At 61.0% G+C, this 24937-nt stretch carries 24 protein-coding genes, 1 tRNA gene and 1 riboswitch; of the genes, 16 read left to right on the top strand and 9 right to left on the bottom strand.

Annotation, left to right across the window (positions count from 1 at the left end; all coding sequences use genetic code 11):
* Window positions 1-16 precede the first annotated feature (16 nt).
* From cutC to OKC44_RS02440, 7 genes are all read left to right on the top strand, one after another.
* Window positions 17-3403, top strand: coding sequence for a choline trimethylamine-lyase (gene cutC / locus OKC44_RS02410; protein ID WP_270810820.1), 3387 nt, complete (start codon window positions 17-19; stop codon window positions 3401-3403).
* A gap of 113 nt (window positions 3404-3516) precedes the next feature.
* Window positions 3517-4464, top strand: a complete 948-nt coding sequence (gene cutD / locus OKC44_RS02415; protein ID WP_024946444.1) for a choline TMA-lyase-activating enzyme — start codon at window positions 3517-3519, stop codon at window positions 4462-4464.
* A gap of 12 nt (window positions 4465-4476) precedes the next feature.
* Complete coding sequence (locus tag OKC44_RS22175; protein ID WP_270810823.1) at window positions 4477-4929, top strand: BMC domain-containing protein; 453 nt, start codon at window positions 4477-4479, stop codon at window positions 4927-4929.
* Complete coding sequence (locus tag OKC44_RS02425; protein WP_270810825.1) at window positions 4926-5546, top strand: phosphate propanoyltransferase; 621 nt, start codon at window positions 4926-4928, stop codon at window positions 5544-5546. Before OKC44_RS22175 ends, OKC44_RS02425 begins: the two co-directional genes overlap by 4 nt.
* 11 nt (window positions 5547-5557) lie before the next feature.
* Window positions 5558-6250 carry a hypothetical protein gene (locus OKC44_RS02430; protein WP_270810826.1) on the top strand — a complete coding sequence of 231 codons (693 nt, stop codon included), beginning with the start codon at window positions 5558-5560 and terminating at the stop codon, window positions 6248-6250.
* A gap of 19 nt (window positions 6251-6269) precedes the next feature.
* Complete coding sequence (locus OKC44_RS02435) at window positions 6270-6683, top strand: DMT family transporter (protein ID WP_270810829.1); 414 nt, start codon at window positions 6270-6272, stop codon at window positions 6681-6683.
* Between the two features lie 17 nt (window positions 6684-6700).
* Window positions 6701-7030 carry a DMT family transporter gene (locus OKC44_RS02440; protein WP_010634671.1) on the top strand — a complete coding sequence of 110 codons (330 nt, stop codon included), beginning with the start codon at window positions 6701-6703 and terminating at the stop codon, window positions 7028-7030.
* Window positions 7031-7175: 145 nt separating this feature from the next.
* On the opposite strand, the gene OKC44_RS02445 is transcribed toward OKC44_RS02440, so the two are convergent.
* Window positions 7176-7265 (bottom strand) — tRNA-Ser (locus tag OKC44_RS02445).
* Between the two features lie 421 nt (window positions 7266-7686).
* Between OKC44_RS02445 and OKC44_RS02450 the strand changes: the two genes are divergently transcribed.
* Together OKC44_RS02450 and OKC44_RS02455 are read left to right on the top strand one after the other, a co-directional pair.
* Window positions 7687-8604 (top strand): L,D-transpeptidase family protein, encoded by a 918-nt coding sequence (locus tag OKC44_RS02450; RefSeq protein ID WP_270810833.1) that lies wholly within the window; start codon window positions 7687-7689, stop codon window positions 8602-8604.
* Window positions 8605-8631: 27 nt separating this feature from the next.
* Window positions 8632-9630, top strand: a complete 999-nt coding sequence (locus OKC44_RS02455; RefSeq protein ID WP_270810836.1) for a DUF481 domain-containing protein — start codon at window positions 8632-8634, stop codon at window positions 9628-9630.
* 151 nt (window positions 9631-9781) lie between these two features.
* Here OKC44_RS02455 and OKC44_RS02460 read toward each other — a convergent pair whose 3' ends face one another.
* From OKC44_RS02460 to OKC44_RS02470, 3 genes are all read right to left on the bottom strand, one after another.
* Window positions 9782-10501: a MaoC family dehydratase gene (locus OKC44_RS02460; RefSeq protein ID WP_011705228.1), complete on the bottom strand. Its 720-nt coding sequence runs from the start codon at window positions 10499-10501 to the stop codon at window positions 9782-9784.
* A gap of 270 nt (window positions 10502-10771) precedes the next feature.
* Window positions 10772-11728 (bottom strand): 23S rRNA (adenine(1618)-N(6))-methyltransferase RlmF, encoded by a 957-nt coding sequence (gene rlmF / locus OKC44_RS02465; protein WP_270810838.1) that lies wholly within the window; start codon window positions 11726-11728, stop codon window positions 10772-10774.
* 148 nt (window positions 11729-11876) lie between these two features.
* Window positions 11877-12365, bottom strand: a complete 489-nt coding sequence (locus OKC44_RS02470; RefSeq protein ID WP_005298673.1) for a C40 family peptidase — start codon at window positions 12363-12365, stop codon at window positions 11877-11879.
* A gap of 275 nt (window positions 12366-12640) precedes the next feature.
* Here OKC44_RS02470 and OKC44_RS02475 point away from each other — a divergent pair, with 275 nt between their 5' ends.
* Together OKC44_RS02475 and OKC44_RS02480 are read left to right on the top strand one after the other, a co-directional pair.
* Window positions 12641-13363, top strand: coding sequence for a 4'-phosphopantetheinyl transferase family protein (locus tag OKC44_RS02475; protein ID WP_270810841.1), 723 nt, complete (start codon window positions 12641-12643; stop codon window positions 13361-13363).
* Window positions 13360-14208 (top strand): tetratricopeptide repeat protein, encoded by an 849-nt coding sequence (locus tag OKC44_RS02480; protein WP_270810843.1) that lies wholly within the window; start codon window positions 13360-13362, stop codon window positions 14206-14208. The genes OKC44_RS02475 and OKC44_RS02480 overlap by 4 nt, the downstream gene beginning before the upstream one ends.
* Window positions 14209-14349: 141 nt before the next feature.
* Here the strand turns inward: OKC44_RS02480 and OKC44_RS02485 are convergent, their stop codons facing one another.
* Both OKC44_RS02485 and ribB read right to left on the bottom strand, forming a co-directional pair.
* Window positions 14350-14592, bottom strand: coding sequence for an Lpp/OprI family alanine-zipper lipoprotein (locus OKC44_RS02485; RefSeq protein WP_010634682.1), 243 nt, complete (start codon window positions 14590-14592; stop codon window positions 14350-14352).
* A 224-nt stretch (window positions 14593-14816) separates the two neighbouring features.
* On the bottom strand, window positions 14817-15470 hold the full coding sequence (gene ribB / locus OKC44_RS02490; RefSeq protein WP_011705223.1) for a 3,4-dihydroxy-2-butanone-4-phosphate synthase: 654 nt from the start codon (window positions 15468-15470) through the stop codon (window positions 14817-14819).
* Window positions 15471-15572: 102 nt separating this feature from the next.
* Window positions 15573-15730, bottom strand: a riboswitch (FMN riboswitch).
* Window positions 15731-15928: 198 nt separating this feature from the next.
* On the opposite strand from ribB, the gene purU reads away from it, so the two are divergent.
* Window positions 15929-16765, top strand: coding sequence for a formyltetrahydrofolate deformylase (purU, locus tag OKC44_RS02495; RefSeq protein ID WP_270810846.1), 837 nt, complete (start codon window positions 15929-15931; stop codon window positions 16763-16765).
* 69 nt (window positions 16766-16834) lie between these two features.
* On the opposite strand, the gene OKC44_RS02500 is transcribed toward purU, so the two are convergent.
* Together OKC44_RS02500 and cls are read right to left on the bottom strand one after the other, a co-directional pair.
* Window positions 16835-18097 carry a DUF945 family protein gene (locus tag OKC44_RS02500; RefSeq protein WP_270810848.1) on the bottom strand — a complete coding sequence of 421 codons (1263 nt, stop codon included), beginning with the start codon at window positions 18095-18097 and terminating at the stop codon, window positions 16835-16837.
* 95 nt (window positions 18098-18192) lie between these two features.
* Window positions 18193-19674: a cardiolipin synthase gene (cls, locus tag OKC44_RS02505; protein WP_011705220.1), complete on the bottom strand. Its 1482-nt coding sequence runs from the start codon at window positions 19672-19674 to the stop codon at window positions 18193-18195.
* A 97-nt stretch (window positions 19675-19771) separates the two neighbouring features.
* Here cls and OKC44_RS02510 point away from each other — a divergent pair, with 97 nt between their 5' ends.
* Window positions 19772-20314, top strand: a complete 543-nt coding sequence (locus OKC44_RS02510; RefSeq protein ID WP_270810850.1) for a DUF1439 domain-containing protein — start codon at window positions 19772-19774, stop codon at window positions 20312-20314.
* Window positions 20315-20318: 4 nt separating this feature from the next.
* Here the strand turns inward: OKC44_RS02510 and OKC44_RS02515 are convergent, their stop codons facing one another.
* The gene (locus OKC44_RS02515; RefSeq protein WP_011705218.1) at window positions 20319-20798 is read right to left on the bottom strand and encodes a GNAT family N-acetyltransferase; all 480 of its coding nucleotides are present in this window, start codon (window positions 20796-20798) and stop codon (window positions 20319-20321) included.
* A 428-nt stretch (window positions 20799-21226) separates the two neighbouring features.
* Here OKC44_RS02515 and OKC44_RS02520 point away from each other — a divergent pair, with 428 nt between their 5' ends.
* The 3 genes from OKC44_RS02520 (at window position 21227) to OKC44_RS02530 (ending at window position 24903) form a co-directional block, all read left to right on the top strand.
* Window positions 21227-22390 carry a M23 family metallopeptidase gene (locus OKC44_RS02520; protein WP_270810851.1) on the top strand — a complete coding sequence of 388 codons (1164 nt, stop codon included), beginning with the start codon at window positions 21227-21229 and terminating at the stop codon, window positions 22388-22390.
* Between the two features lie 193 nt (window positions 22391-22583).
* The gene (locus OKC44_RS02525; protein WP_270810854.1) at window positions 22584-23981 is read left to right on the top strand and encodes an alpha-amylase family protein; all 1398 of its coding nucleotides are present in this window, start codon (window positions 22584-22586) and stop codon (window positions 23979-23981) included.
* A gap of 172 nt (window positions 23982-24153) precedes the next feature.
* Window positions 24154-24903 (top strand): lytic transglycosylase domain-containing protein, encoded by a 750-nt coding sequence (locus OKC44_RS02530; protein WP_162275815.1) that lies wholly within the window; start codon window positions 24154-24156, stop codon window positions 24901-24903.
* Window positions 24904-24937: the final 34 nt, after the last annotated feature.

Here is a 24937-nt window from a genome sequence, read left to right on the forward strand (position 1 = left end):
CTGGAGAACCTACCTCATGGCACACTACAGCTTAACGCCGCGCGTCAACGTGCTGGCTGAACGTTTACTGGCGCACACCAGCACCCTGTGCACTGAACACGCCACGATTTTGAGCGGGCTGGATGGCGACATCGCGGGCATTCCCGCCGCCGTCAAACCGGCACGCCGCTTTTACGAGCTGATGCGCCAGCTGCCGCTGACCATCAGCGCCGACGAGCTGATTGTCGGCAACCAGACCCGCACCCCGCACGGCGCCATTTTCCACGACGAAAGTGCCGGACAGCGCCCGTCCACCTTCCAGTTCCTGAATCTGAACAGCGCCATCGACTCCCCCGACTACAAGCTGGTGGTGGAGAAGGGCGTGCTGGCCATCAAGCAGCAGCTGGAAGAGAAAACCCGCGCGCTGGGCAGCGCCGTCAGCCGCAGCGGCATGCACGAGGTCAACGGCTGCCGCGCCGCCATCCACGCCTGCGACGCCCTGATGGCACTGGCACAGAACCTGGCCAACAGCGCCGAAACCCTGGCCGCCGCCGAAACCAACCCGTTCCGCCAGGCCGAACTGCGCGACAGCGCCGCCATTTTGCACCATGTACCAGCCCACCCGGCACGCAACTTCAAAGAGGCCTGCCAGTCGTTCTACCTGTTCCAGCTGGCGCTTCAACTCGACAACGGCAGCTATGCGGTCAACCCGGAAGGGGCCGACAAGGCGCTGCTGCCCTACTTCCAGCGCGACATCGCCAACGGCGCGCTGACCGAGCAGCAGGCGTACGAGATCGTCGAGTGCCTGTGGTTCAAGCTGGCAGAGCTGAGCGAAGTGCGCGCCACCTGCACCATCGACGGCTACCCCATGTTTGATGCCCTGCTGCACGGCGCCAGCCTGGAGCAGGCGAGCATCAACCCGCTCTCCGAGATGTTCCTCTGCGCCCAGCAAAACCTGAGCGCCCTCAAGCTGCCGGTACGCCTCTTTCGCACAGTGCAGCACGTCTCTGCCGCCCCGTTTGCCGCCTGTGCCGATACGCCGGTGATGGAGGGACTGACGCCGCGCCTGCAGCGCCTGCGCAACCACTATCTGACCGTGCGCCCCAGCGTCTCCATCTACCGGGCGCTGGCCTTTACCGAGGTCGTCAAGGCCAACCCCGGCATGCCGACCATCTTGCTGCGGGCCAAGGCGTTTCGTCACGCCTGTGAAACCGCCCCCATCCTTATCCAGAACGACGAGCTGATCGTCGGCCACCCGTGCGGCAAGCCGCGCGCCGGCGCCTTCTCGCCGGACATAGCCTGGCGCTGGGTTCGCGACGAGCTCGATACCATGAGCACCCGTCCGCAAGATCCCTTTGAAATCAGCGAAGCGGACAAGAAAACCATCCGCGAAGAGATAGTACCGTTCTGGGAAGGCCGCTCGCTGGACGAGATTTGCGAAGCGCAATACCGGGAAGCCGGCGTCTGGGCCTTCAGCGGCGAGACCTTCGTCAGCGACCTCTCCTACCACCAGATCAACGGGGGCGGCGACACCTGCCCGGGCTACGACGTGCTGCTGTTCACCAAGGGGATGAACGGCATCAAGGCTGACGCCCAGGCCCATCTCGACCAGCTGAGCATGGAGAACCCGGACGACATCGATCGCATCTACTACTACAAGGCAGCGATCGAAACCTGTGAAGGGGTGGTCAACTACGCCCGCCGCATCGCGGCCCATGCCCGCGAACTGGCGGCCAAAGAGCAGGATGCCCAGCGCCGCGCCGAGCTGCTGACCATCGCCGAGGTGAACGAGAACGTGCCGGCCAACCCGCCCAAGACCCTGCAAGAAGCGCTGCAGAGCATCTGGACGGTGGAGTCGCTGTTCGAGATCGAAGAGAACCAGACCGGTCTGTCACTCGGTCGGGTCGACCAGTACTGCTATCCCATGTTCGAAGCGGATATTCGTGAGGGTCGTCTGACCCACGAAAGCGCGCTCGAGCTGATGCAGGCCTTCATCATCAAGTGTGCCGAGCTGATGTGGATGTCGAGCGAGTTGGGGGCGAAATACTTCGCCGGCTACCAGCCCTTCATCAACCTGACCGTGGGCGGCCAGAAGCGCAGCGGCGGCGATGCCTGCAACGATCTGACCTACCTCATCATGGATGCCGTGCGGTTCGTGAAGGTCTACCAGCCGTCGCTGGCCTGCCGCATTCACAACCAGTCACCGCAGAAATACATGGAGAAGATCGTCGACGTCGTGAAAGCGGGGATGGGCTTCCCGGCCTGCCACTTCGACGACTCCCACATCAAGATGATGCTGCGCAAGGGCTTCGACTTTGAAGACGCCCGCGACTACTGCCTGATGGGCTGCGTCGAGCCGCAAAAATCGGGGCGCATCTATCAGTGGACCTCCACCGGTTACACCCAGTGGCCCATCGCCATCGAGTTCGTGCTCAACCGGGGACGGATGGTGCTGTTCGACAGCCATCAGGGGCTGGATACCGGCGACCTGCGCGAGCTGCGCACCTTCGAGCAGTTCGATGCGGCGGTCAAACAGCAGATTGCCCACATCGTTCGCCTGTCGGCCATCGGCACTGTGATCAGTCAGCGCGTGCACCGCGACGTGGCGCCGAAACCGCTGATGTCACTGCTGGTGGAAGGCTGCATGGAGAAGGGCAAGGACGTCGCCGCCGGTGGCGCCGTGGTCAACCACGGTCCGGGTCTCATCTTCTCGGGGCTGGCGACCTATGTCGACTCCATGGCGGCGATCCGCAAGCTGGTGTTCGAGGAGCAAAGATACACACTCGAACAAATTCGCGATGCCCTGCTGGCCAACTTCGAAGGGTTCGAAGCGCTGCGCCGCGACTGCCTCAATGCGCCCAAGTACGGCAACGACGACAACTACGTCGACCAGTACGCGCTGGATATCACCGAGTGGACCGAGCGAGAGTGCCGCAAGTACAAGATGCTCTACTCCACCCTGAGCCACGGCACCCTCTCCATCTCCAACAACACCCCCATCGGCGAGCTGACCAACGCCACGCCGAACGGGCGCCTGGCCTGGATGCCGCTCTCCGACGGCATCAGCCCGACCCAGGGGGCGGACAAGCAGGGGCCGACGGCCATCATCAAGTCCGTCAGCAAGATGAACGTGGAGACCATGAACATCGGCATGGTGCATAACTTCAAGTTTCTCAAGGGGCTGCTGGATACCCAGGAGGGACGCCATGGCCTCATCACCCTGCTGCGTACAGCCTCCATCCTCGGCAATGGCCAGATGCAGTTCAGCTATGTCGACAACGAAGTGCTGAAGAAGGCGCAGCAGGAGCCGGAGAAGTACCGCGACCTCATCGTGCGTGTCGCCGGCTACAGCGCCTATTTCGTCGAGCTGTGCAAAGAGGTGCAGGACGAGATCATCAGCCGCACCGTGATTGAGAAGTTCTGATCGATGCGTTGATAACCCGTCTTTCTTAATCACCAAAATAACCGGAAGTACTCCGTGATGGCAGGTCGCAACTAATGTGACTGCGGCCTGCCACATCCGGAGAGGAGGCAAGCGTGATCGCAAATAATGAATTAACCGGCCGCATATTCAATATCCAGAAATATTCGATATATGACGGCGATGGCATTCGCACGCTGGTTTTTTTCAAGGGCTGCAACCTTCGCTGTCCCTGGTGCGCCAACCCTGAAGGGCTCAGCAGCCAATTTCAGGTGATGTTTTCGCACGACAAATGTATCAACTGCGGTGACTGCGTGAATGTCTGTCCGGCCGGAGTCCATTACCGGGCCGAAGAGAACGGCAGCATGAAACACTTCGTCGATCGCAATAAGGATTGCATCGGCTGCCGCAAATGCGAAGAGGTCTGCACCCAGCATGCGCTGGACATCATGGGCAAGGATGTCACCGTCAGCGAGCTGATGGAGATCATCATGCAGGACTATGACTTTTACATCTCCTCCGGCGGTGGCGTCACCATCGGCGGCGGCGAGATGAGCCTGCAGACCGACTTTGCCGTCGCGCTGTTTAGCGAATGCAAGAAGATGATGATCAATACCGCCATCGAAACCCAGGGCACCACCTCGCTGGCCAATTACCAGCAGCTGGCACCCGTCACCGATACCTTTTTGTTCGATATCAAGCAAATCAACAGCGAACAGCATAAGGCGATGCTGGGTATTGGCAATGAAGGTATTCGCCGCAATCTGGAATGGCTGGTTGATTACGGCGCCAAGGTGATTGTGCGCATGCCGCTCATCCGTGGACATAACGATTCATGGGATGCCATTACCGGCGCCATCGAATATGTACAGAAATTGGCAAAGCGGGGAAATATCCTGCGGATTGACATGCTGCCGTACCACCAGCTGGGCCGCAAGAAATATGAGCGGCTGGATATGCCCTACCCGATTGCGCAGGACCCCTCTTACACGCCGGACGAATTGGATCGGCTGGAGAGCTTCTTTGCACAATTTGATTTCGATATTCGCTTGGTCCGCCATTAACAGGAGTCGACGATGAAAAGTTTGGGCGTAATTGAAACGCGAGGATTGGTCGCCGCCATTCAGGCGGTGGACGCCGCCTGCAAAGCGGCGGGCGTCAGCTGCATCGGCTATCGCAAGGTGGGTTCCGGGCTGGTGAGTGTCTGCTTCGAAGGGGAGATCAGCGCCATCCACACCGCCATCGAGCGTGGCGTCGCGGTGGCCGCCACCATCGACCAGCAGGTCCATTCCCTGGTGATTGCCCGTCCGGAGCCAAGCGCGGTAGCGGCGCTCGGCAACCTCAAGGGCTACCCGCCACGCGCACCGGCCAGCACCAAGAAGGAGATGACTACCGCAACAAGCGCTGTGCCGGCCCTGTCACCGGAAAGCAGTGCCGATACCGAACCGACCACTCCATCGGCCAGCCAGCCTGCCGCGGATCAGGCGGAAGACCGACAGGGCGCGGCAAGAAAAGGGAAGAAAGCATGATCGATCCCCAGCTGCATCAAAAGATCGCCGCCCGTCTGAGCCTGGTCAGCCCGGCGATCCCGGTCGGCATCTCGAATCGCCACGTCCACCTGGCACAACAGGATGTGGAGGCCCTGTTCGGCAAGGGCTACACCCTGACGCCGCTCAAACCGCTGCGCCAGCCGGGCCAGTTTGCCGCCGAAGAGTGCGTCACCGTGGTCGGCCCCAAGGGCTCGCTGACCCGGGTGCGGGTACTCGGCCCGATCCGGCCGATTTCACAACTGGAGATCTCCCGTGCCGACTGTTTCACCCTCGGCATCAAGGCGCCGGTCCGTGAGTCAGGCCAGCTGGAAAATACCGGCAGCGCCCTGCTCATCGGCCCCGCCGGCCACGTGGAGTTGCGCTCCCAGGTGATCTGCGCCTGGCGCCATATCCACCTCTCGCCACACGACGCTCGCCAGCTGAACGTGACCCACGGCCAGAAGGTGAGGGTGCGCAGCGACGGCGAGCGCCAGTTGACTTTCGATGAGGTGGTGGTGCGGGTACGCGACGATTTCGCGCTGGAATTTCACATCGATACCGAAGAGGCCAACGCCGCCGGCTTGAAAAACGGCGCGCAGGTCAGGCTGCTCGGCTAACGGAGATCCCCATGACCGACGAACAGATTGAACGCCTGGTCGAACAGATGCTCAGGCGCCTGCAGCCGCCACTGCTGGTGATGGTGACCGCGGCCCAGGGCTATCGGCAGGCCATCCGAAATCGTCTGGCCGGCTGTGGGCAGCCCCTGCAGCTTGCGCTGGCAGCAGACATCGAGGATGGCGCGCTGTGGCAACCGCTGGGAGAAACAGTGCCGGCCAACGTCTGGCAACAGGCCCTGCCGCCCGCTCCCTATCGCGCGCTGGTGCTGCCCTTTCTCGACTACCCGCTGGCGATGGACCTGCTGAGCGGCTCGCTGCAAAGCCCCGTCGCCCGGCGGCTGCACGATGCCCTGCTGAGCGGCTTGCCGGTGCTGGCGCTGCGCTATCACTGCGATCCCGCCAGCGAACTGAATCAGCTGCTGGGGGCGCAACCGAGCACGCCATACGCCGGGCACATGCAGGCGGCGCTCAACTGTCTGGGCGAGATCGGTGTGGTGCTGTGCACCATGAATGAGCTGCTGGAGAGGCTGGCTCCGGCGAACGACGCGGCCCCGGTGCCGGCGGGCACGGCGCGGCGTTATCTCACGGTCAGCGATGTTGAGAAGGATCCGGCGCTGGCACAGACGGCCGAGGCCCAGCTGACCGATGCCGCCATCGATTTTTTGAAAAGCAGAAGAAAAGAACAACAACCTTACCTTAAATAACAAACCCGGAGTTTAACTTATGTCTTCAAAAACAAAATGTTGGCTATGGATGCTGCTGGTGATCGTGTCCGAAACCTCGGCCACCTCCACCCTCAAGATGTTTGGCAGCAGTGAAGGAACCACCAAGATGCTGTTGCTCGGTCTGCTCGTGCTGCTCTATTGCACCTGCTACTACTCCCTCTCCCGCGCGGTAAAAGACATTCCCGTTGGGCTTGCCTACGCCACCTGGTCCGGCACCGGCATTCTGGTGGTCTCCACGCTGGGGATGGCGTTTTACGGCCAGCACCCGGACACCGCCGCCATGATCGGCATGGCCATCATCGCCAGCGGCATCGTCATCATGAACCTGTTCTCCAAGATGGGCAGCGAAGAGGGCAGCGATGCCTCCGCCGAGTCCCTCACTCCCCCCATCAACAACAACATCGCCAACTGACGCAAAAGGAATGACCCATGTTTAATTTCGGATTTTTATGGCTGGCGCTCTCTATCGGCTCTGAAATCACCGGCACCTCGATGATCAAGAAGACCAACGGTTTCAGCAGACTGGGGCCATCCATACTGGTCGTCTGCGCCTACAGCCTGTGCTACTTCGCCCTCACCCGCGCCATGAGCACCATTCCGGTCGGGGTGGCCTATTCGCTCTGGTGCGGCTTCGGCATCGTCGGGGTCACCATCTGCTCGATGCTCCTCTACAAGCAAAAACCGGATCTGCCCGCCATTCTGGCGATGGCGCTGATCATCTCGGGCGGGGTGATCATGAACGTCTTCTCCAGCATGTAGCGCCGTAACAAGACCCTGGCAGTGGCGCTTTGCCCCTGCCACCGGCGTGCCGACATGCCAGCCCTGACACGCCTGCCGGGTAACAAGCCGGCAAGCGTGCAAATAGAGAAAGGCCCAAGCTGGCTGGCAGCTTGGGCCTTGAAGATGGCGGAGAGACAGGGATTCGAACCCTGGGTGGCATTGCTGCCACAATTGATTTCGAGTCAATCCCGTTCGGCCACTCCGGCATCTCTCCACGGGGCATCATTGTTACCGGAGCCGCCTCTGGAAATCAACTTGAATCTCTTTAAAGATCAAACAACTGCACATAAAACAAGCAGATGAACGCATGCCCGGTGGCGAGATGTTCTCTGCTATCGTGTCTGCTGTCGATGCAGCACTCACGCCGATACACTCCCCCTGCACCGGTGCTGCCAGCGTTACTCACCACTCATCCCCTCTCCCACAACCCGCCAAGCATGCTGTTCATTGCAGGTTATGCTGCCTTGCATTAAAAACGGGCAAGAAACAGTCAAAATGATGGATTGCCATGTCGGGACCCGGCTGTGACCCTGGCCAACCAAGCTGGCAATCGTCACTCGTTTGACTGACAATTTCCCCCTTTTACCCAGGGCGGTCGCCTCGCGGCCCCCTCATCTCAATCAGACAGGAAGTACATGTTCATAGCACGAACCCTCTCATTGCTGGCGCTGGCCGCCAGCCTGCTGACGGCTCCCGTCCTCGCCACCACCTATCCGCTGCCCCCGGCTGGCAGCCGCCTGCTCGGCGAACTGGAGGACTACATAGTCCAGCCAGATGAACATCTTGAGCTCATCGGCAAGCACACCCAGATTGGTTTTTTGGCGCTGCTCGAAGCCAATCCGGGGGTCGATCCCTATTTGCCCAAGCCGGGCACCCGGCTGACCCTGCCGACCCAGATGCTGCTGCCGGACGTGCCTCGCGAGGGCATCGTCATCAATCTGCCGGAGCTGCGCCTCTACTACTTCCCGAAAGGCAAAAGCGAGGTGATGGTGCTGCCCATCGGGATCGGTGACATAGGGCGGGAGACGCCGGAGATGACCACCACCGTGATCGCCAAGAACCCCAATCCGACCTGGGTGCCCGGCCCCATGGTGCGCAAGTCCTGGCTGGAGCAAAAGGGGATCACCCTGCCGGCGGTGGTGCCACCCGGTCCCGACAATCCCCTCGGCAAATTCGCCATGCGCCTCGGTTATGGCAAGCAGGACTACCTCATCCACGGCACCAACAAGGATTTTGGCGTCGGTCTGCGGGTCAGCGCCGGCTGCATTCGGTTGCGCCCCGACGACATCGAGGCCCTGTTCAAGATCGTCCCCATCGGCACTCAGGTGCAGGTCATCAACCAGCCGGTCAAAACCGCCATCGAGCCTGATGGCCGCCACTGGCTGGAGGTGCACTCCCCGCTATCTCGCACCGAACTGGAGCTGGAGCAGGGCGCCCCGCTGATCCTCTCCCCTGAGGTGGAAGCCTTCATCGCCAAACCGGAAGTCGATGGTGACAAGGCCGCCGGCGTGCTAAACAGCAAGAACGGTATCCCCCGTTCCGTCAGCGGCTGATGGCCAACCATGTTCACGAGGATCTTCATGAGCTACCGCGTTTTTTGTCTGCTGGCCCTGCTGCTGAGCCCGGCGGTATCGGCCGACATCCTCTGGATGGACAACGGTGACCGGCTGACCGGCACCATAGAGGAGATAGGCGACCAGCAAGTGCGCATCGCGCTCCCTTACAGCGCCCCCATCACCGTCAAGCGCGAAGCGGTCAAGCGCTGGCGCATCGAGAAGCAGGACAAACCCAAACCGACCGTCAAGACCGGCATTACCCTGCTGGCCCTGACGCCGGATGACCAGAAAGCCTGGCTGTGGAGCGGCAGCAGCGATCTGAACGTCAAGCTCAAGCACAGCGACAAGCAGACCAACAACGTCAACCTGAAGGCCTCCACCGAGGTGGCCAACCTCGACTGGCGCTATACGCTGGATGGGGAGTACATCTACGAGACTGCCAACAACGTCACCAACAGCCATGAGTACCGGCTCAAGCCCATGCTGGACTTCTTCTTCGATCAGCGCTGGTTTCTGCGCTCCGCCGTCGACTTTGAATACAAGATGCTGGACCCCGACTACATGGATGTGGGTTATGTGACCGGACCTGGTTACCGGTTCTGGAACGACAAGCGGCGGCGGCTGGAGCTGATCAGCCAAGCCGGACTGGAGCGTTCCTACTTCCGGCCAGGTTATTGGGACAACTTCATCATCCCCGATATTTTCAACGACAGGATCATCAACTATCCCCTGATGGGCCTTGGTTGGGACTACCGGCAGCCCATTGCACTCTGGTCAGAGCAACTGGAGCTGTTCAGCAAGGGCACCTACAAGCGCTATCTGGACCAGCCCTCGCCCTACATCACCCGGGAGCAGGCCGTAAAAGGCAGCCTGGGGATGCGCTACTACTTCAATGACCACCTGCGCCTCTCCTGGTCGAGCGAGCTCGACTGGGAAGATGCCAGGATGGAGTATCAAGGTGTTCAGACCCCCTTATCAGACAAAGAGTGGCGCCACCTGATAAGCCTGGGGGCCAGCTTCTAGCCCTCGGGGCAAGCCATGGATGCACGAGTGGCGGCGACTTAGAGGCAACAACATATACAAGTGCAACAAACCGCCATAAACAAAACAGGCTCACCGAGGTGAGCCTGTTTTTTCAATACGATTCGTGCCAGCGGGTGACACCGTCACCCCGTCAGAAGTAGATCCGGGTGACCGATTCAATGACGCAGCCTGGGCGACGAATACCCTCGATCTCAACCTTGATCTCCTTGAGCAGCTCCAGCCCACCCTTGATCGGAGTAACCCGAGCCAGCTTGGTGCGGGCGCGGATGTTGCTGTCCACCTTGATGGGGTACGGGAAACGCACCTGATCCAGGCCGAAGTTCACCACCATGCGGGCGGTCGGAAACTCGGGGGCGGCCTCGTTGATACTGCCCGTCAACCGAGGCAACAACGCCAGGGTCAGGAAGCCATGGGCAATGGTGGTCTTGAACGGTGACTCGGCCGCTGCGCGCTCCGGATCGGTGTGGATCCACTGGTTGTCGCCAGTCACGGCGGCAAACTCGTTGATCATCTGCTGGCTGACCAGCAACCACTCACCGACATGGGTCTCTTCGCCGATGCGCTCCTGCAAGGTGGCAAACAGAGCGGCTGCCTCGCCGCTGAGTTCGACGGCAGGGGTATCCAGCGGTACGGGCTGGCCGTTGACGGCTTGCGCCGCGCCCTGCTGTTGCTGCGTCGACTGGCTGTCGCTCTGCAAGTCCAGCACCCGGCCCAGCAGAGGGTGGAGGTGTGCCTTTTGCTGAAACTCACGCCAGTAGTCGCGGATCGCCGGAGAGAGCCAATCCTTGAGCTCAAAGGGGTGCTGCGCCAGTATTTCGCGCTTGCGCTTCAGAAAATCGACAACTTTCATGTACCGATCCCTATTCGATTCAAAGCCTGTAAAGAGGTCTAACCAGTCCTATTTTATGAAAGTTTCAACTGCAAGTGCAAAAAAATCTCAGCGTACAACTGTACCGAGGATGAAAGTGATCACTAACATGCAGGCGCCAGCCCCGATGCCACAAGGGGAAAAACGATTGTCATGGGTGCCGGGTATTGACCCAGGCTGTCCACTGACACCCATCAAAAAACAGGGGCATACCATCGGCATGCCCCTTGTCGTCGTCCCGCCTCAGCAGGCTCAGGTGTTATCCTGCGTCATTGGCGACCACCACTGCCTGCTGGCCGCCTCGCCTTGGAAAGACCAAGCCAGGACCCGGCTGATCTTGTTGCCCTGGGCCATCTCGAGCAGCCGCACCTGACGGGCCCCGACCCGGCTCAGCCCCTGCTTGGCCGCCGGCAGGTTCTCTTTTTTTGACACCAGCGAGCTGAACCAGAGGCACTGGCTGGCGAATGCCTTGCTCTGAGTGATCATGCTTGCCAGAAAGGCCGCCTCCCCCCCTTCACACCATAGCTCGGCCTTCTGGCCGCCGAAATTGAGCACCGGCTTGGCCATCGCTGCCTTGCCCAGGTTGCGCAGCTTGCGCTCCGTTCCCTTGCTCGCTTCTGCCAGTGAAGCATGAAAGGGAGGATTGCAGAGGGTCAGCGCAAAACGCTCGCGCGGTGCCACAATCCCCTGAAAGATGTCGCCAGCCTTGCCCTGCAGGCGGCATTCAATCTGGCTGCCCAGCCCGTTGCTCTTGGCCAGCAGGGTAGCGGCCTTGACCGACACCGGATCGATGTCGGAACCGACGAAGCGCCAGCCATATTCGCGGGCCCCCAGCAGCGGATAGATGCAGTTAGCACCGACCCCGATATCCAGCACCCGCACCCCCTTGCCGGTTGGCACCTTGCCGGCACTCTCGGCCAGCAGATCGGCCACCCGATGCAGGTAGTCAACGCGCCCCGGAATGGGCGGGCAGAGATAGCCGGCCGGCAGATCCCAGTGCGCAATGCCATAGTGCAGCGCCAGCAACGCCTTGTTCAGCGCCTTGACGGCGGCCGGATCGGCAAAGTCCAGGGTCTGGGTGCCGTGCTCGTTGACGAACACGAAGGACTGCAGCTCGGGGGTGCGCTGGCAGAGCGCATCGAAATCATAGGGAGCCTGATGGCGATTGCGTGGATGCAATCCGGATTTGCGGTCGGAATGGGTCTTCATGCTGGGCCTGCCAAGGAAAACGGGCCCACACTATAGTGACTTGGCCCCGGAAAGTCTAAATGACGGCCATAAAAAACCGGGCTGTCGAGCCCGGTTCAAGTGAGGTTGGAAAAACAGTCCGTACTGCGAGCCGTTTGTCCAGCCTGACTCAGATGTCGATCCGGCGTGCCTGCCAGAATTTGCTGCGCCAGTAGGAGCTGTCGAGCTTGGAGCGCGTCACCCCGGCGCGGGTGGAGGCGTGAATGAATTCACCATTGCCCACATAGATGCCGACATGATTGAGACGGCGATTGATCTTGAAGAAGACCAGGTCACCTTCGACCAGATCCTGCTTGGAAACGCGGGTGCCTTCATGGACTTGGGAGCGGGTATCACGGGGAAGTTCGATGCCGACGGCGTTGCGGAACACTTCACGGGCGAAGGCGGAACAATCGATGCCGCGCTGGCTGCTGCCGCCCATGCGGTAAGGAACACCGCGCCACTCTTTGTATACTGTCAGGATTTCGTTTACATCTGGGGTTTGCGAAGCTTCCGGTTCAATAACGGGTTCCATCATGGAAACTTCAATCTTGCTCGCGACCTCGGGCTGGGGTGCCGAGGCACAACCCACCATTCCGAGCGCGACCAGCAGTAGCATCAGGTGGCGCAATCCTTTATCCCCGCAAAATAGTAAAACTTGTTAAAATACGGCCCGAACGGGCAATTTATAAGGCAACAGCACCCGACTATATCCAAGAATTCTATCGAGGCAAGCGAAAATCCCTATCGACATCACATTTTTGCAAGGAAATGCATTATTTTTCCTGATTAATGTGATCATGGCCAAACAATATACAATCTCGAAAGGGGCCACCCAGGCCGGATCAAACTGACTTTTATCGCTGTTTCAGCATGCTTTTTAAGTGAAAAATTATGATCTCTGTGGATCTCTATTTGTTAAAACCGGCAAACACGGACGCCGACCAGCTGAGCCTGCTGCAAACCCTGCTCTCCCCCGAAGAACGGCAGACATGGCAGTCCATCGGTCAGCTGGCACGCCGCCAGGAGTACCTGCTCAGCCGTGGCTTGCTGCGACGGCTGCTGGCCGAACGCCTGCAGTGTCGCCCCGATGCGCTGCAGTTTTGCAGCAACCCGCACGGCAAGCCGGCACTGAGCGACGAGCGCTGGCAGTTCAACCTCAGTCACAGCGGTGACTGGCTGGCGATCGCCCTCTGTGCCGCCGGCCCGCTCGGAGTGGATATAGAGATGGGCCAGCGGCGCCGCCAGACTCTGCCACTGGCCCGCCGTTTTTATGCGCAGAGTGAATATGAGTGGCTGCTCGCCCTGCCCGAGGCGGAGCAAGAGTCGGCCTTCTATCGGTTCTGGTCGCGCAAGGAGGCGGTATTGAAGGCCCACGGCGCCGGCATCGCCGCCGGCCTCGACAAGGTGCGCTTCGTGCCAGAGGCAGCGTGGCGGCTCGACAACCAACTCGATGAACAGGATTACCGGGTACAGGATTGGCCCATCGGCCGGGGCTGGCTCAGCCTGGCCGCACCGACCCTCGCCGTCAACGGCTGGCAGCTCGACAGCAGCTTGAATTCTGTGCCCATCAACCCCATGTTAACTCACACCATTTTCCAAGAGTCAGCCTCATGATCGTCGACATCAATCCCCAGAATTTCCAAAGCGCCCTGATCGATGCTTCCATGAAAAAGCCGATCGTCATCTATTTCCACGCCCCCCAGATGCCGGAGTGTCAAGCCATGACCCCGCAGGTGGAAGCGCTGGTCGGCCCGGCCAATCCCCAGGTGACCCTGGCCAGGGTGGACATGAACAATCCGCAGCTGCAACCACTGGCTGGCCAGCTCGGCCTGCGCGCCCTGCCGGCGCTGGTGCTGTTCCACCAGGGCCGCCCTGACGAGCAGGCCATTCTGGAAGGCCCGCAGGACGAAGCCACCCTGCGCCACTACTTTGCCGCCTTCGCCCCCAAGGAGGAGGAGTTGCTGTTCGAACAGGGACAGCAGGCGCTGGCGGAGGGTCAGGCTGACCTTGCCTATGCCCATCTCGGCAAGGCCCATCAGCTGGCACCGGAGCGCCACGACATCAGCCTGTGGCTTATTCAGGCGGCGCTCGACCTCAATCTGCTGGACGAAGCGCAGGAGCGACTGGGCAAAATCCCGATGATCGCCCAGGACGATCACTACCAGACCCTGACATCCAAGCTGGCACTGGCCCAACAAGCCGCCGACAGCCCGGAGCTGCGGGCGCTGGAAGCCCGTCACCAGCAGGAGCCGGACAACTTTGCCCTGGCCCAGGAGCTGGCGGTGCAATACAGCCAGGCCGGCCGGCAGGAAGAGGCGCTGACGCTGCTGTTTACCATCCTCAAGCGGGATCTCGCCTTCGGTGATGCCAAGAAGACCTACCTCGACATCCTGACCACCATGGGCAGCAACCCGGCGGCGCAGAGCTACCGTCGCAAGCTCTACAGCCTGCTCTACTGATCGATGCGGAAATGAAAACGGGGTGATGCCGAGCGTTCGGCATTGCCTTGTCAGGCGAGTATCAGAGAGGAAAACGCGGGAATTTGACGAATTTCAGGCAAAAAAAAATGGCGCATAACTGCGCCATTTTTTTCGCATGGATTACTTCTTGTAGGAAGTAGCCATGTTGTCGATGCGCTGGTTAGCACGCATAGCTTCTTGCTTGGCTTCTGCAACATCAGCAGCGATCTTGGATTGATCAGCACGAACAGCGCTAACATCTTGAGCCAGTTGGTCAACTTTGTTAGACAGATTCTGAACGGAAGTTTCCAGTTCGCTGGTGTTTGCACAACCGCCCAGCAGAGCGGACAGACCAACAACACCTACCAACAACATTTTTTTCATTTTAAAAGCTCCCTTTAACTCGCCAGACGTTTAGCAAGCGGCGTGATTATGGCACAAAAAAATCATAGTTTGGATAGGCCCCATCACAGATAAATGCATTAAAACCCTCATTTTTTTTTAAACGTACACTTTTTGTGCAAAGTTAAGCCAAAAATGAGGGTCTCTGGATGAGGTTCGCACAAAGCGTAACCAAATTTTGGGCTTATTACAATTTCGTATGAGGCTCAGGCTGAACGTTCTGACAGCAATTGACGATATTGCACCAGATCCTCGATGGTCAGCACCGGCATCTGATGCTGGCGACCGAATGCCACCAGATCCGGCAGCCGCGCCATGGAGCCATCTTCCTTGGTCAGTTCGCACAACACGCCGAACGGTTTGAGTCCGGCCAGCTGCATCAGATCGACCGTGGCTTCAGTGTGGCCGCGACGGGTCAACACCCCGCCGGTGCGGGCCCGCAGCGGGAAGACGTGGCCCGGGCGGTGCAGGTCGGATGGTCTGGCGCCGTCGGCGATGGCGGCCCGAATGGTGGTGATGCGATCGGCCGCCGACACGCCGGTGGTCACCCCCTGCGCCGCTTCGATGGTCACGGTGAAGGCGGTCTGATAGTGGCTGGAGTTGGCCTCCACCATCATCGGCAGTTCGAGCTGGCGTACCCGCTCATCGGTCAGACAGAGGCAGACGATACCGGAACACTCGCGGATCATCATCGCCATCTGTTCGTTGGTCATGGATTCGGCGGCGAAGATGAGATCCCCTTCGTTCTCCCGATCTTCATCGTCGGCCACCAGCACGCCGCGACCGGCACGCAGAGCCGCCAGCGCCGCTTCGACACGGGCAATGGGATCACCAAATTCACTGAGAAGAGACTGATTCATGGTAAGACTCCTAAACAAGACAAGGACCAGAATCAGGGCATGGAAAGGCAGACAGAGATAGGTATGCAGCGGCCGGCCCATGGGGCTTGCCTGCAATATCTGTCTTATCCTCTTTCATCCGGACTATGACCGTCGGCTCCGGCATCTCACCGGATCTGCTGACCCCGTCCCGGTGCAATACCGGGTCGGGCGCTCGCGGGCTCCCCGAGTCACATCGGGATACCGCCGGTGGGGAATTTCACCCCGCCCTGAGAATAAGCGCATACAGCGTAAAGAAAAAAAACGCCGGACACCAGCCCAAAACTCATCAAAGATGAATAGCGTACCGCTTGTGGCCGCATTGCATCACGGCGCACGGCGCACTGTCTTTTCTGATTTTGTTTGTGGCATAGTGCCTGAAAAAACGCGCTGCCTGCACAGACTCAGGCGCCAACAACACAAACGGAATCATGACAGAGATGGAAAAGAAAATACTGCTGACGGACTGTCCGGACGCCAAGGGCCTCATCGCCAAGATCACCAACATCTGCTACAAGCACCAGCTCAACATCAACAAGAACGACGAGTTCGTGGATCACGAAAACGGCCGCTTCTTCATGCGCACCGAGCTGGAGGGACGCTTCAACGACGAGACCCTGCTGGCCGACCTCGATGATGCCCTGCCCGCCGGCGCCCAGCGCCGGCTGGTCAAGGCCGGCAAGAAGCGCATCGTCATCCTGGTGACCAAGGAGACCCACTGCCTCGGCGACATCCTGATGAAGAACTACGCCGGTGCGCTGGACATGGACATAGTCGCGGTGATCGGCAACTACGACATCCTCGCCGAGCTGACCGGCAAGTTCGACATTCCGTTCCACACCGTCAGCCACGAGGATCTGAGCCGTACCGAGCATGAAGAGCAGGTGCGCGCCATCATCGACGGCTACCAGCCCGACTACGTGGTGCTGGCCAAGTACATGCGGGTGCTGACCCCGAGTTTCGTCGAGGCCTATCCGCGCAAGATCATCAACATCCACCACTCCTTCCTGCCCGCCTTCATCGGTGCCCGCCCCTATCGCCAGGCCTTCGATCGCGGGGTCAAGCTGATCGGCGCCACCGCCCACTTCGTCACCGACGATCTGGATGAGGGCCCCATCGTCGAGCAGGACGTGATCCACGTTGATCACACCTTCAGCGCCGACGACATGGCCAAGGCTGGCCGTGACGTGGAGAAATCGGTGCTGAGCCGGGCACTGGAGCTGGTGCTGAACGAGCGGGTGTTCGTCTACGGCAACAAGACGGTGGTATTCAAGTAATCCCGACCACTGAAAACAACAAAGGCTCCCGCGGGAGCCTTTGTTTTATGTGCACGAAAGCAACGTCAATCAGAGCGGCAGACCGTTGACGGTCATGGCGCCCTTGTCGAGCTTGAGCTCGGCCGTCAGCTGCTCCTTGTCCGCCTTGAGGTAACCCATGGCGGTGAACTGATCCAGCATGGGCGCCAGCTGCGGCACCGCTTTGCCCAGCTTGCCGCTCAGGTTGGCGTGCAGCAGGCCGGAGAGGGCGTGCATCCCCTCTTCGCTGTTGAACAGCTGCTCGAGCGAGGTCGCCGCCAGCTTGATGTCACCCTTCATGGCCACCGGCTCGCCATTGAGGTGGGAGCTCAAGTCCACCAGCTCCAGCGTGGCGCCACGCTTGAGCATCTTGTCCAGCGCCTGCTGGATCGCCTCCTCTTCCACGCCCTGGCCGCTGGAGGCCTGCAGCGCCTGATAGCCTTCCAGATCCAGCCCCTTCAGATTGAGGGCCAGCTTGCTCTGGGTCAGCGCCAGGTTGTCGGTCTCGTTCTCCAGATTGAGGGTGTCCACCTTCATCTGGTAGCTGCTGGAGAGGGTCTGGGCATCATCACCCGCCAGCTGGGTTTCGGTGGTCAGCCCCTGCAGGGAGACCTTGACGCTGTCCGGCAGCTGCACCGACAGCGCGGAGAGGGTCATGTCGCTGCGCGGAGAGAGCCAGATGCCGCTGATCTCGGCCATGTCGGCACTGCCCTTGAGCTCGGCCAGCACCATGTCCATCTTGTTCTGCTCTTCGTGCACCGTCATGCCCTGCCAGTGGAAGGTGACGTGACCATTGCCTTCCAGATCGCCGTGATAGTCGCCCTTCATCGGCAGGAAGTTGAACTCGTCGAGCCCCTGCTTGATCTTGAACTCGTTGGCCCAGAAGCGGCTGCTGTTGCTGGCGGTCCACAGGCTGCTGACCGACTCGATGCCGAACTGCCACTGCTCCATCTTGAAGGCGTTGAACACCGGCGCCAGCGAACCCTGCTTGGTGTCGAGCAGCATGTGGCTCTTGATGTAGAGCGGCAGGATGCGGCTGTTGACGATGAACTGCGCCTCGACCGGCTCACTCCCCTCCAGCTGTCCATCCAGGCTGGCCAGGGTCTGCGGGGTGACCACCACCTTCAGCACGCCATCGCGGGCGAACAGGTTGCTCGAGCTCGGCAGCCAGCTCAGTTCGACGCCGCTCTCCTGTTTCACCTTGGCGATCTGCTCGGCCATGATGCGATCGAACGTGTTGCCCGTGTACCAGCAGGCACCCAGCCCACCCACCACCAAGGCCGCCGTGACGGCCAGCGCTACTCGCTTCTTCATCTTCTTCTGTTTCTCCAGGGAGTGATTGCCGCACTCTACGGGCCCAGCTTGGGGCTAGGCAAGCGCAATTCGGCGCCTGCCGCAATTAAGTGATGTCACAACAAGGGGCTGAACAGGTAGAACATGTTCTCCATCACCTTCTTGTACCAGGGACGTGCCCGCCACTTGGCCAGCGACATGGGGGTCGCCTCTATCATGTAGCCCTGCACCAGCTGGGTCATCTCGGCGACGAACACCGGGTTGTCGATGAGCAGGGTCACCTCGAAGTTGAGCCAGAGGCTGCGCCGGTCCAGGTTGACCGTGCCCACCAGGGCGAAGTCGTCATCCACCAGCACGCTCTTGGTGTGCAGCAGGCCGGCGTCGTAGCGATAGACCTCTACCCCCGCCTCCAGCAGCTCCTCCATGAAGGCGTTGCAGGCGTAATTGGCCATCAGGGAGTCGTTGCGCGCCGGCAGCACCAGCTGCACCTGCACGCCGCGGGCCGCCGCCGAGGAGAGCGCCGCCGCCAGCGGATCGTCCGGCACGAAGTAAGGCGTGGTCAGCACCAGATGGTGGCGGGCCTGGTAGATGGCCAGCAGCAGGCTCTGCTGGATGCAGTCGCCGCCGACGAAGGGGCCGGATGGAATGAGCTGGGCCCGGTAGTTGCTCTGGGGCCAGGCCTCCGGCTCGTGCTGCAGGCTGTCGAGCAGCCGCTCGCCGGTCTCCATCTCCCAGTCCCAGACGAAGATGGACCACATCAGCGGCACCATGGGCCCCTGCACCCGGATCATGATGTCGACCCACTGGCCGACCCCGGCGTTCTGCTTGAAGAAGCGGGGATCCACCATGTTCATGGAGCCGGTGTAACCAACCCGGTCGTCGATCACCACCAGCTTGCGGTGCATGCGCAGGTCCTGGCGCTGGAACGGGATGCGCCAGGCCCCGACCGGCAGTACCTCCACCAGCTTGACCCCGGCCTTGCGCAGCTTTTTCGGCCAGGACGAGCGGAAGAAGGTCTTGCTGCCCATGGAATCGAGCAGCAAGCGACAATCCACGCCGCGCGCCGCCACTTCCATCAAGGCTTCACACACCTCGTCGGTGTCGCCGCCCGGGTGCCAGATGTAGAACTCCAGGTAGCAGGACTGGGAGGATTGGCGGATGTCGCGCACTATCTCGCGCAGGATGGCTTCCGGCTTGCTCAGCAGCGTCATCCGGTTGCCGGAGAGCATGGGCATGGCCAGCCGGCCCTGGATCAGATCGTGCAGCGGCTGGGCCTTCTCCCCCACCTCGCAGCAGTGTTGGGGAAAGAGCCGGGCCAGCTGGCGGATCCAGATGGCGTAAGGGCGGTACATGGCCTGCGCCCGCTCGGCGCGGCGCCGGCCGAGGCGGATCTCGCCGAACAACACGTAGAAGCCGACCCCGGCAAACGGGATGGCATAGATGAGGGCCAGCCAGGCCAGCGAGACCCCGATGGGGCGCCGCTTCATCACCACCCGAAATGAGACCCCCGCCACGATCACGGTGTGAAACAGCAGCAGCAACCAGCCGAGGAACTGGGAAAACAGCAGTTGGATGTCGTGCTCCAGACCGTTGATCACGAGAACTCCTTTTACAGACGAGTGAAATGCGGTGGGCAGATCCCGCGAAGCCAGGATGGTATGCTGTAAAACACACCCATTCTATCAGGTCGTTAGCATGATCCTGCAATCTATGCTGCTCAGTCTGGCCATGCTAGGTCAAGGCTCATATGACATCAATGAGCAACAGATAAACCAGTACCTGCAATCCCAGGTGCAAGTGAACAAACAGCTGGATCTGCCCGGCATCATCAAGGCTCATGTGCAGCTCGAGCAGAGCGATGTCCAGATCGGGCGCCAGAGCCCGGACACCGCCCGGGTCTATGGCAAGGGCAAGCTCAAGATCGCCCTGCCGGATCAGACCGAGTACGACGCGCGGCTGAACATGACCTATGAGGCGAGACCGCGTTACGACAAGGCGCAGAGCGCGCTGTTCCTCGACAACATGAAGTTGATTGAATACAAGCTGGAGCCGGAGGCGGCGCAGCAGAAGTTCGGTTTCATGCTCGGCATGCTGCTGCAGAGCATGGAGAAGCGGCTGGAGACCCAGCCGGTCTATCGGCTCAACGACAAGGAGCCGAACCAGGCCTGGCTGAAGGAGAATCTGTTGGGGCTGGAGCTGTCACCGGGCAAGATCCACCTGCTGACCAAGCCCCAGTGAGTCGTCAGTTGTAGACCGGGGCCTTGGCCTGGCGCACCAGCAGCTCGATCTGGTAACCCTGTTCGCGCTGCTGGTCATACAGCGAGAAGAGCGGCCCCTCCAGTTCATGCAGGGGCAGGTCGGCGAAGCCGGCCTTGAGGTAGAACGGCTTTTCAAACGGCAAGGCCTGACACACCACCGGCTTGTCCTGCAGATCGTTGCAGGCGTGCTGCAACAGGCGCGAGCCCAGTCCCAGCGACTGGTAGTGGGGCAGCAGACGAAAACCGCACAGGTGGTAGTAATCCTGTTCGTCGCGCAGGCGCACGGCCCCCACCAGCCAGTGGGCGTCGCGTACCACGAAGATCCGCTCGGCCAGATCCGGCACATAGTGGGAGAAAGTGGTTTCGTAGTAATCCCTGATCAGGGAAAGGTCTGCATCACAGTACTCTTCGAACGTGAGTTCCATCGCCCGCTTGCCTATCACACCCGTTCCATCCATGGCCATTCGGCCCGGTCCTCATACATTGATGTCGGTCGCAGAGATCCGACCAGATTGACGATATCACGGCTTTTAATAACAAAAAAGCCAATAACCACACCGAGTTGCATAATTTTTAACATGCCGTCAGCCGGTCTGGCCAGTGGCGATCCTATCACGGCAAGCCAGTGGCAGACACTGTTTGCGCCTCTTCCCCGCCCTTTACGGCTGCCCGCCATTTCATGACCCGCAACTCACTGATTTGGCTCTACAAACCATTTTCGTAAACATTTGTTAACAAACAAATGCCGCTCTCCCCCCGTATAAAAAGCCCCATTTGAATAGCAACTTTGGCATTTGCCCCTATGGTGAAGCCTTGGCATAGCCTCGCGCTGTTGTTGCCCGCGTGAGTCCATCCCCACACCGACACCTCACCACTTTGCCAAGGAGTTATCATGTCCAGACCGATCCCCTCCCTGCTGATGCTGGCCCTGCTTCCCGCCGCCAGCTGGGCCGGCGACATCCATGCCCCGCTTGCCCCCTATCACTTCACGGCGCAGCAGCTTGCCGCCAATCAGACCCCTGTCCTCCCCCTGGATGAGGCCCACTTCGTGTTCGGCAAGGCGGCCATGGCCTTCGATCTGCACGACTTTTTGCTGCAGCAGGCGCCCCACCTGTTGCCCAAGGAGGAGGTGATCCTGCACTGGAGCGGCATCACCAGCCTCAACCCCCAGTTGCTGCTGGCCCTGATGGAGGCGAGCAGCCAGCTCATCTCGGCTCCCTCCGAGCAGGCCATGGCGGCGCCGTTCGCCAAACTGGTCAAGGCCAGGGGCTTTGACAACCAGCTGGAGCTGATAGCGCGCCAGCTCTCCGAGCGCTTCTATCAGGCTCGCGCCCAGCAACGGCTTATGCAGCGCAGCGCCCCCGCCCTGGCACCGCAGGCCGCGCATCAGGCCGCCATTGCCAGTCTGCTGAACACGTCGGTGCAGCGCCAACTCGGTGAACAGTGGCGGACCCTGTTCGGCCAGGACGCCATGACCTCTCCCAGGGGCGGCGCGGCCGCCCCCGCCGCGCCGCTGGCCGGCGGCCAGTTTCAGCTGCCCTGGCGCCAGGGCTACAGCTGGAAGGCCAATGGCGCCCACTCCCATACCGGCTCCGGCTACCCCTACTCCTCCATCGATGTCTCCTACGACTGGCCGGGCTGGGGCGGCGCCACCTACACGGTCACCGCCGCCAACAGCGGCACCGTCACCGTCTTCTCCCGCTGCCAGGTGCGCGTCACCGCCCCCAACGGTTGGGCCACCAACTACTACCACATGAGCGGGATCTCGGTGCGCAGCGGCGACTACGTGGCTGCCGACACCCCCATCGGCACCTATGCCAGCAACCGCAACGAGGCGCTGTGCGAGGGCGGCTCCTCCACCGGCCCGCACCTGCACTTCTCCCTGCTCTACAACGGGGTGTTCCAGTCCCTGCAGGGGCAGCGGCTGAGCAGCTATGCCGTCAACGTCGGCGCCAGCAACTACGACGACAACTGCAACCGCTTCTGGCTCTACCACCAGCGCAATGGCCAGCGCTACTGCGCCTGGCAGGCGCTCTACAACAACGGGATTGACTGAGCCGAAAAAGCCCGGTGAAGTGATTGAAAAGTCAGTAATGACGCGGCCTGCGCGGTTTTTTGCAAGCCGTCACAGATCCGCACAGTCCGCTTTGAAAGTGCTCACAAAATCGCCGCCCGGCGATTGCTGGCAAGACAGGCCGGTGTGAGGCTCTGGGTGCCCATCTGGGCACCCAAAACAAGGACTGACAATAATGAAACACACAGCGGGAATCTGGGCGATCGCAGGCATGCTGATCGCTCCTTTGGCACATGCCGACGTCATACTGCACGCCTTCAACTGGAAATACAGTGAAGTCACCGCCAAGGCCGATCTCATCAAGGCCGCCGGCTACAAACAGGTGCTCATCTCGCCGCCCCTCAAGTCATCGGGCAACGAGTGGTGGGCACGCTACCAACCGCAGGATCTGCGGCTCATCGACACCCCCCTTGGCAACAAGCAGGATCTCGAACAGCTGATCGCCGCCATGCAGGCGCGGGGCATCGCCGTCTATGCGGACGTGGTGCTCAACCACATGGCCAACGAGAGCTGGAAGCGCAGCGATCTCAACTACCCCGGCAGCGAGCTGCTGCAAAGCTACGCCGCCAACCCCGGCTACTTCGAGCGGCAGAAGCTGTTTGGCGATCTGGGCCAGAACTTGCTCGCCGGCCAGGACTTCCACCCGGAAGGCTGCATCAGCGACTGGAACGATCCGGGCAACGTGCAGTACTGGCGGCTGTGCGGCGGCGCGGGTGACAAGGGGTTGCCGGATCTCGACCCCAACAACTGGGTAGTGAGCCAGCAGCAGGCCTACCTCAAGGCGCTCAAGGGGATGGGGATCAAGGGCTTTCGGGTCGATGCCGTCAAACACATGAGCGATTACCAGATCAACGCCGTGTTCACCCCCGAGATAAAGCAGGGGATGCACGTGTTCGGCGAGGTGATCACCACCGGCGGCGCCGGCAGCAACGATTACGAGCGCTTCCTCAAGCCCTATCTCGACAGCAGCGGTCAGGGCGCCTATGACTTCCCGCTGTTTGCCTCCCTGCGCGGGGCGCTCGGCTATGGCGGCAGCATGAACCAGCTGGCGGATCCGGGGGCCTACGGCCAGGCGCTACCGGGCAGCCGGGCGGTCACCTTTGCCATCACCCACGACATCCCCACCAACGATGGCTTTCGCTACCAGATCCTGAACCCGACCGACGAGAAGCTGGCCTATGCCTACCTGCTCGGCCGCGACGGTGGCTCGCCGCTGGTCTATTCGGATCATGGCGAGACTCAGGCCAAGGACGGGCTGCGCTGGCAAGATTACTACCTGCGCAGCGACCTCAAGGGGATGATCCGCTTCCACAACGCGGTGCAGGGCCAGCCCATGCAGCTGATCGGCAGCGGCGATTGCTTCGTGCTGTTCAAGCGCGGCAAGCAGGGGCTGGTCGGCATCAACAAGTGCGACTACGAGCAGGAGTACTGGCTCGATACCGCCAAGTTCGAGATGAACTGGTATCGCAACTACCGGGACGTGCTCGACCAAAACGCCGTGGTCAATGTGCAGAGCCAGTGGGTGCGGGTCGCCATTCCCGCCCGCAGCGCCCGCCTCTGGCTGCAGGAGTAAACCGGCCACTGCCGCGCGAGGCCGCCACTGGGCGGCCTCTTTATTTGGTCTGCCACCGCTATTTTCTCGGCCGAGTGCACGGGCCGGTCAGGGCGGGCTTGTTCTGCCCGCGCCGTGATGCTTTACTCAACAAGGCTAACGAGGCTGAAGGAGCAAGCCGTTGAAAGCATGGATGTTGATGGGATTGATCCCGCTGTTTTCCTCCCCCGGCTGGAGTCAGACACCCGCCCCGGCCGAGGTGGTGATCCTCACTGCCGAGCCGCCGGCACCGCCCCCCGCGGCGCCCCCCGTCACCATGCACACCCCGGGGGTGCTGCCACCCCCCGAGCCGGCCAGCCCCCCGCTGCCGCCCGGCACCCGCCAGATCCAGGTCTACAAGTCGGTGCAAAAAAACGGCGTGGTGCGCTACTCCGACATGATGCCGGAGCAGGGTCACTACGAGCTGCTGCTGTTCAACGACTGCTACGCCTGCGACCCCGACTCCAAGGTCAACTGGCACACTACCGGCCTGTTTCTCTATGACTACGCCAGCACCATCCAGGCGGCAGCCAAGGCCTATCAGGTGGAGCCAGCCCTCATCCGGGCGCTGATCCACGCCGAGTCCGCCTTCAACCCGCTGGCTGTCTCTCGCAAGGGGGCCATGGGGCTGACCCAGCTGATGCCGGCCACGGCGCGGGAGCTGGGAGTGGGCAACGCCCTGCTGGCGGAGCAGAACATCTTTGGCGGAGTGAAATACCTGGCGGGGCTGCTCAAGCAGTATGGCGGCAACGTGGCACTGGCCACCGCGGCCTACAACGCCGGTGCCGGCGCGGTGCAAAAACATGGGGGCATCCCCCCTTATGCCGAAACTCGCGCCTACGTAGAGCGGGTGCAACTGTTGCGCCAGCGCTACAAAGACATGCTGAGCGCCAAGGGGTTGTAAGCCCTTGGCAAGCCACAAACAAGGTGGCACTCCC

The organism is Aeromonas sp. S41-2 (assembly GCF_027705845.1).
Classification (GTDB): domain Bacteria; phylum Pseudomonadota; class Gammaproteobacteria; order Enterobacterales; family Aeromonadaceae; genus Aeromonas; species Aeromonas hydrophila.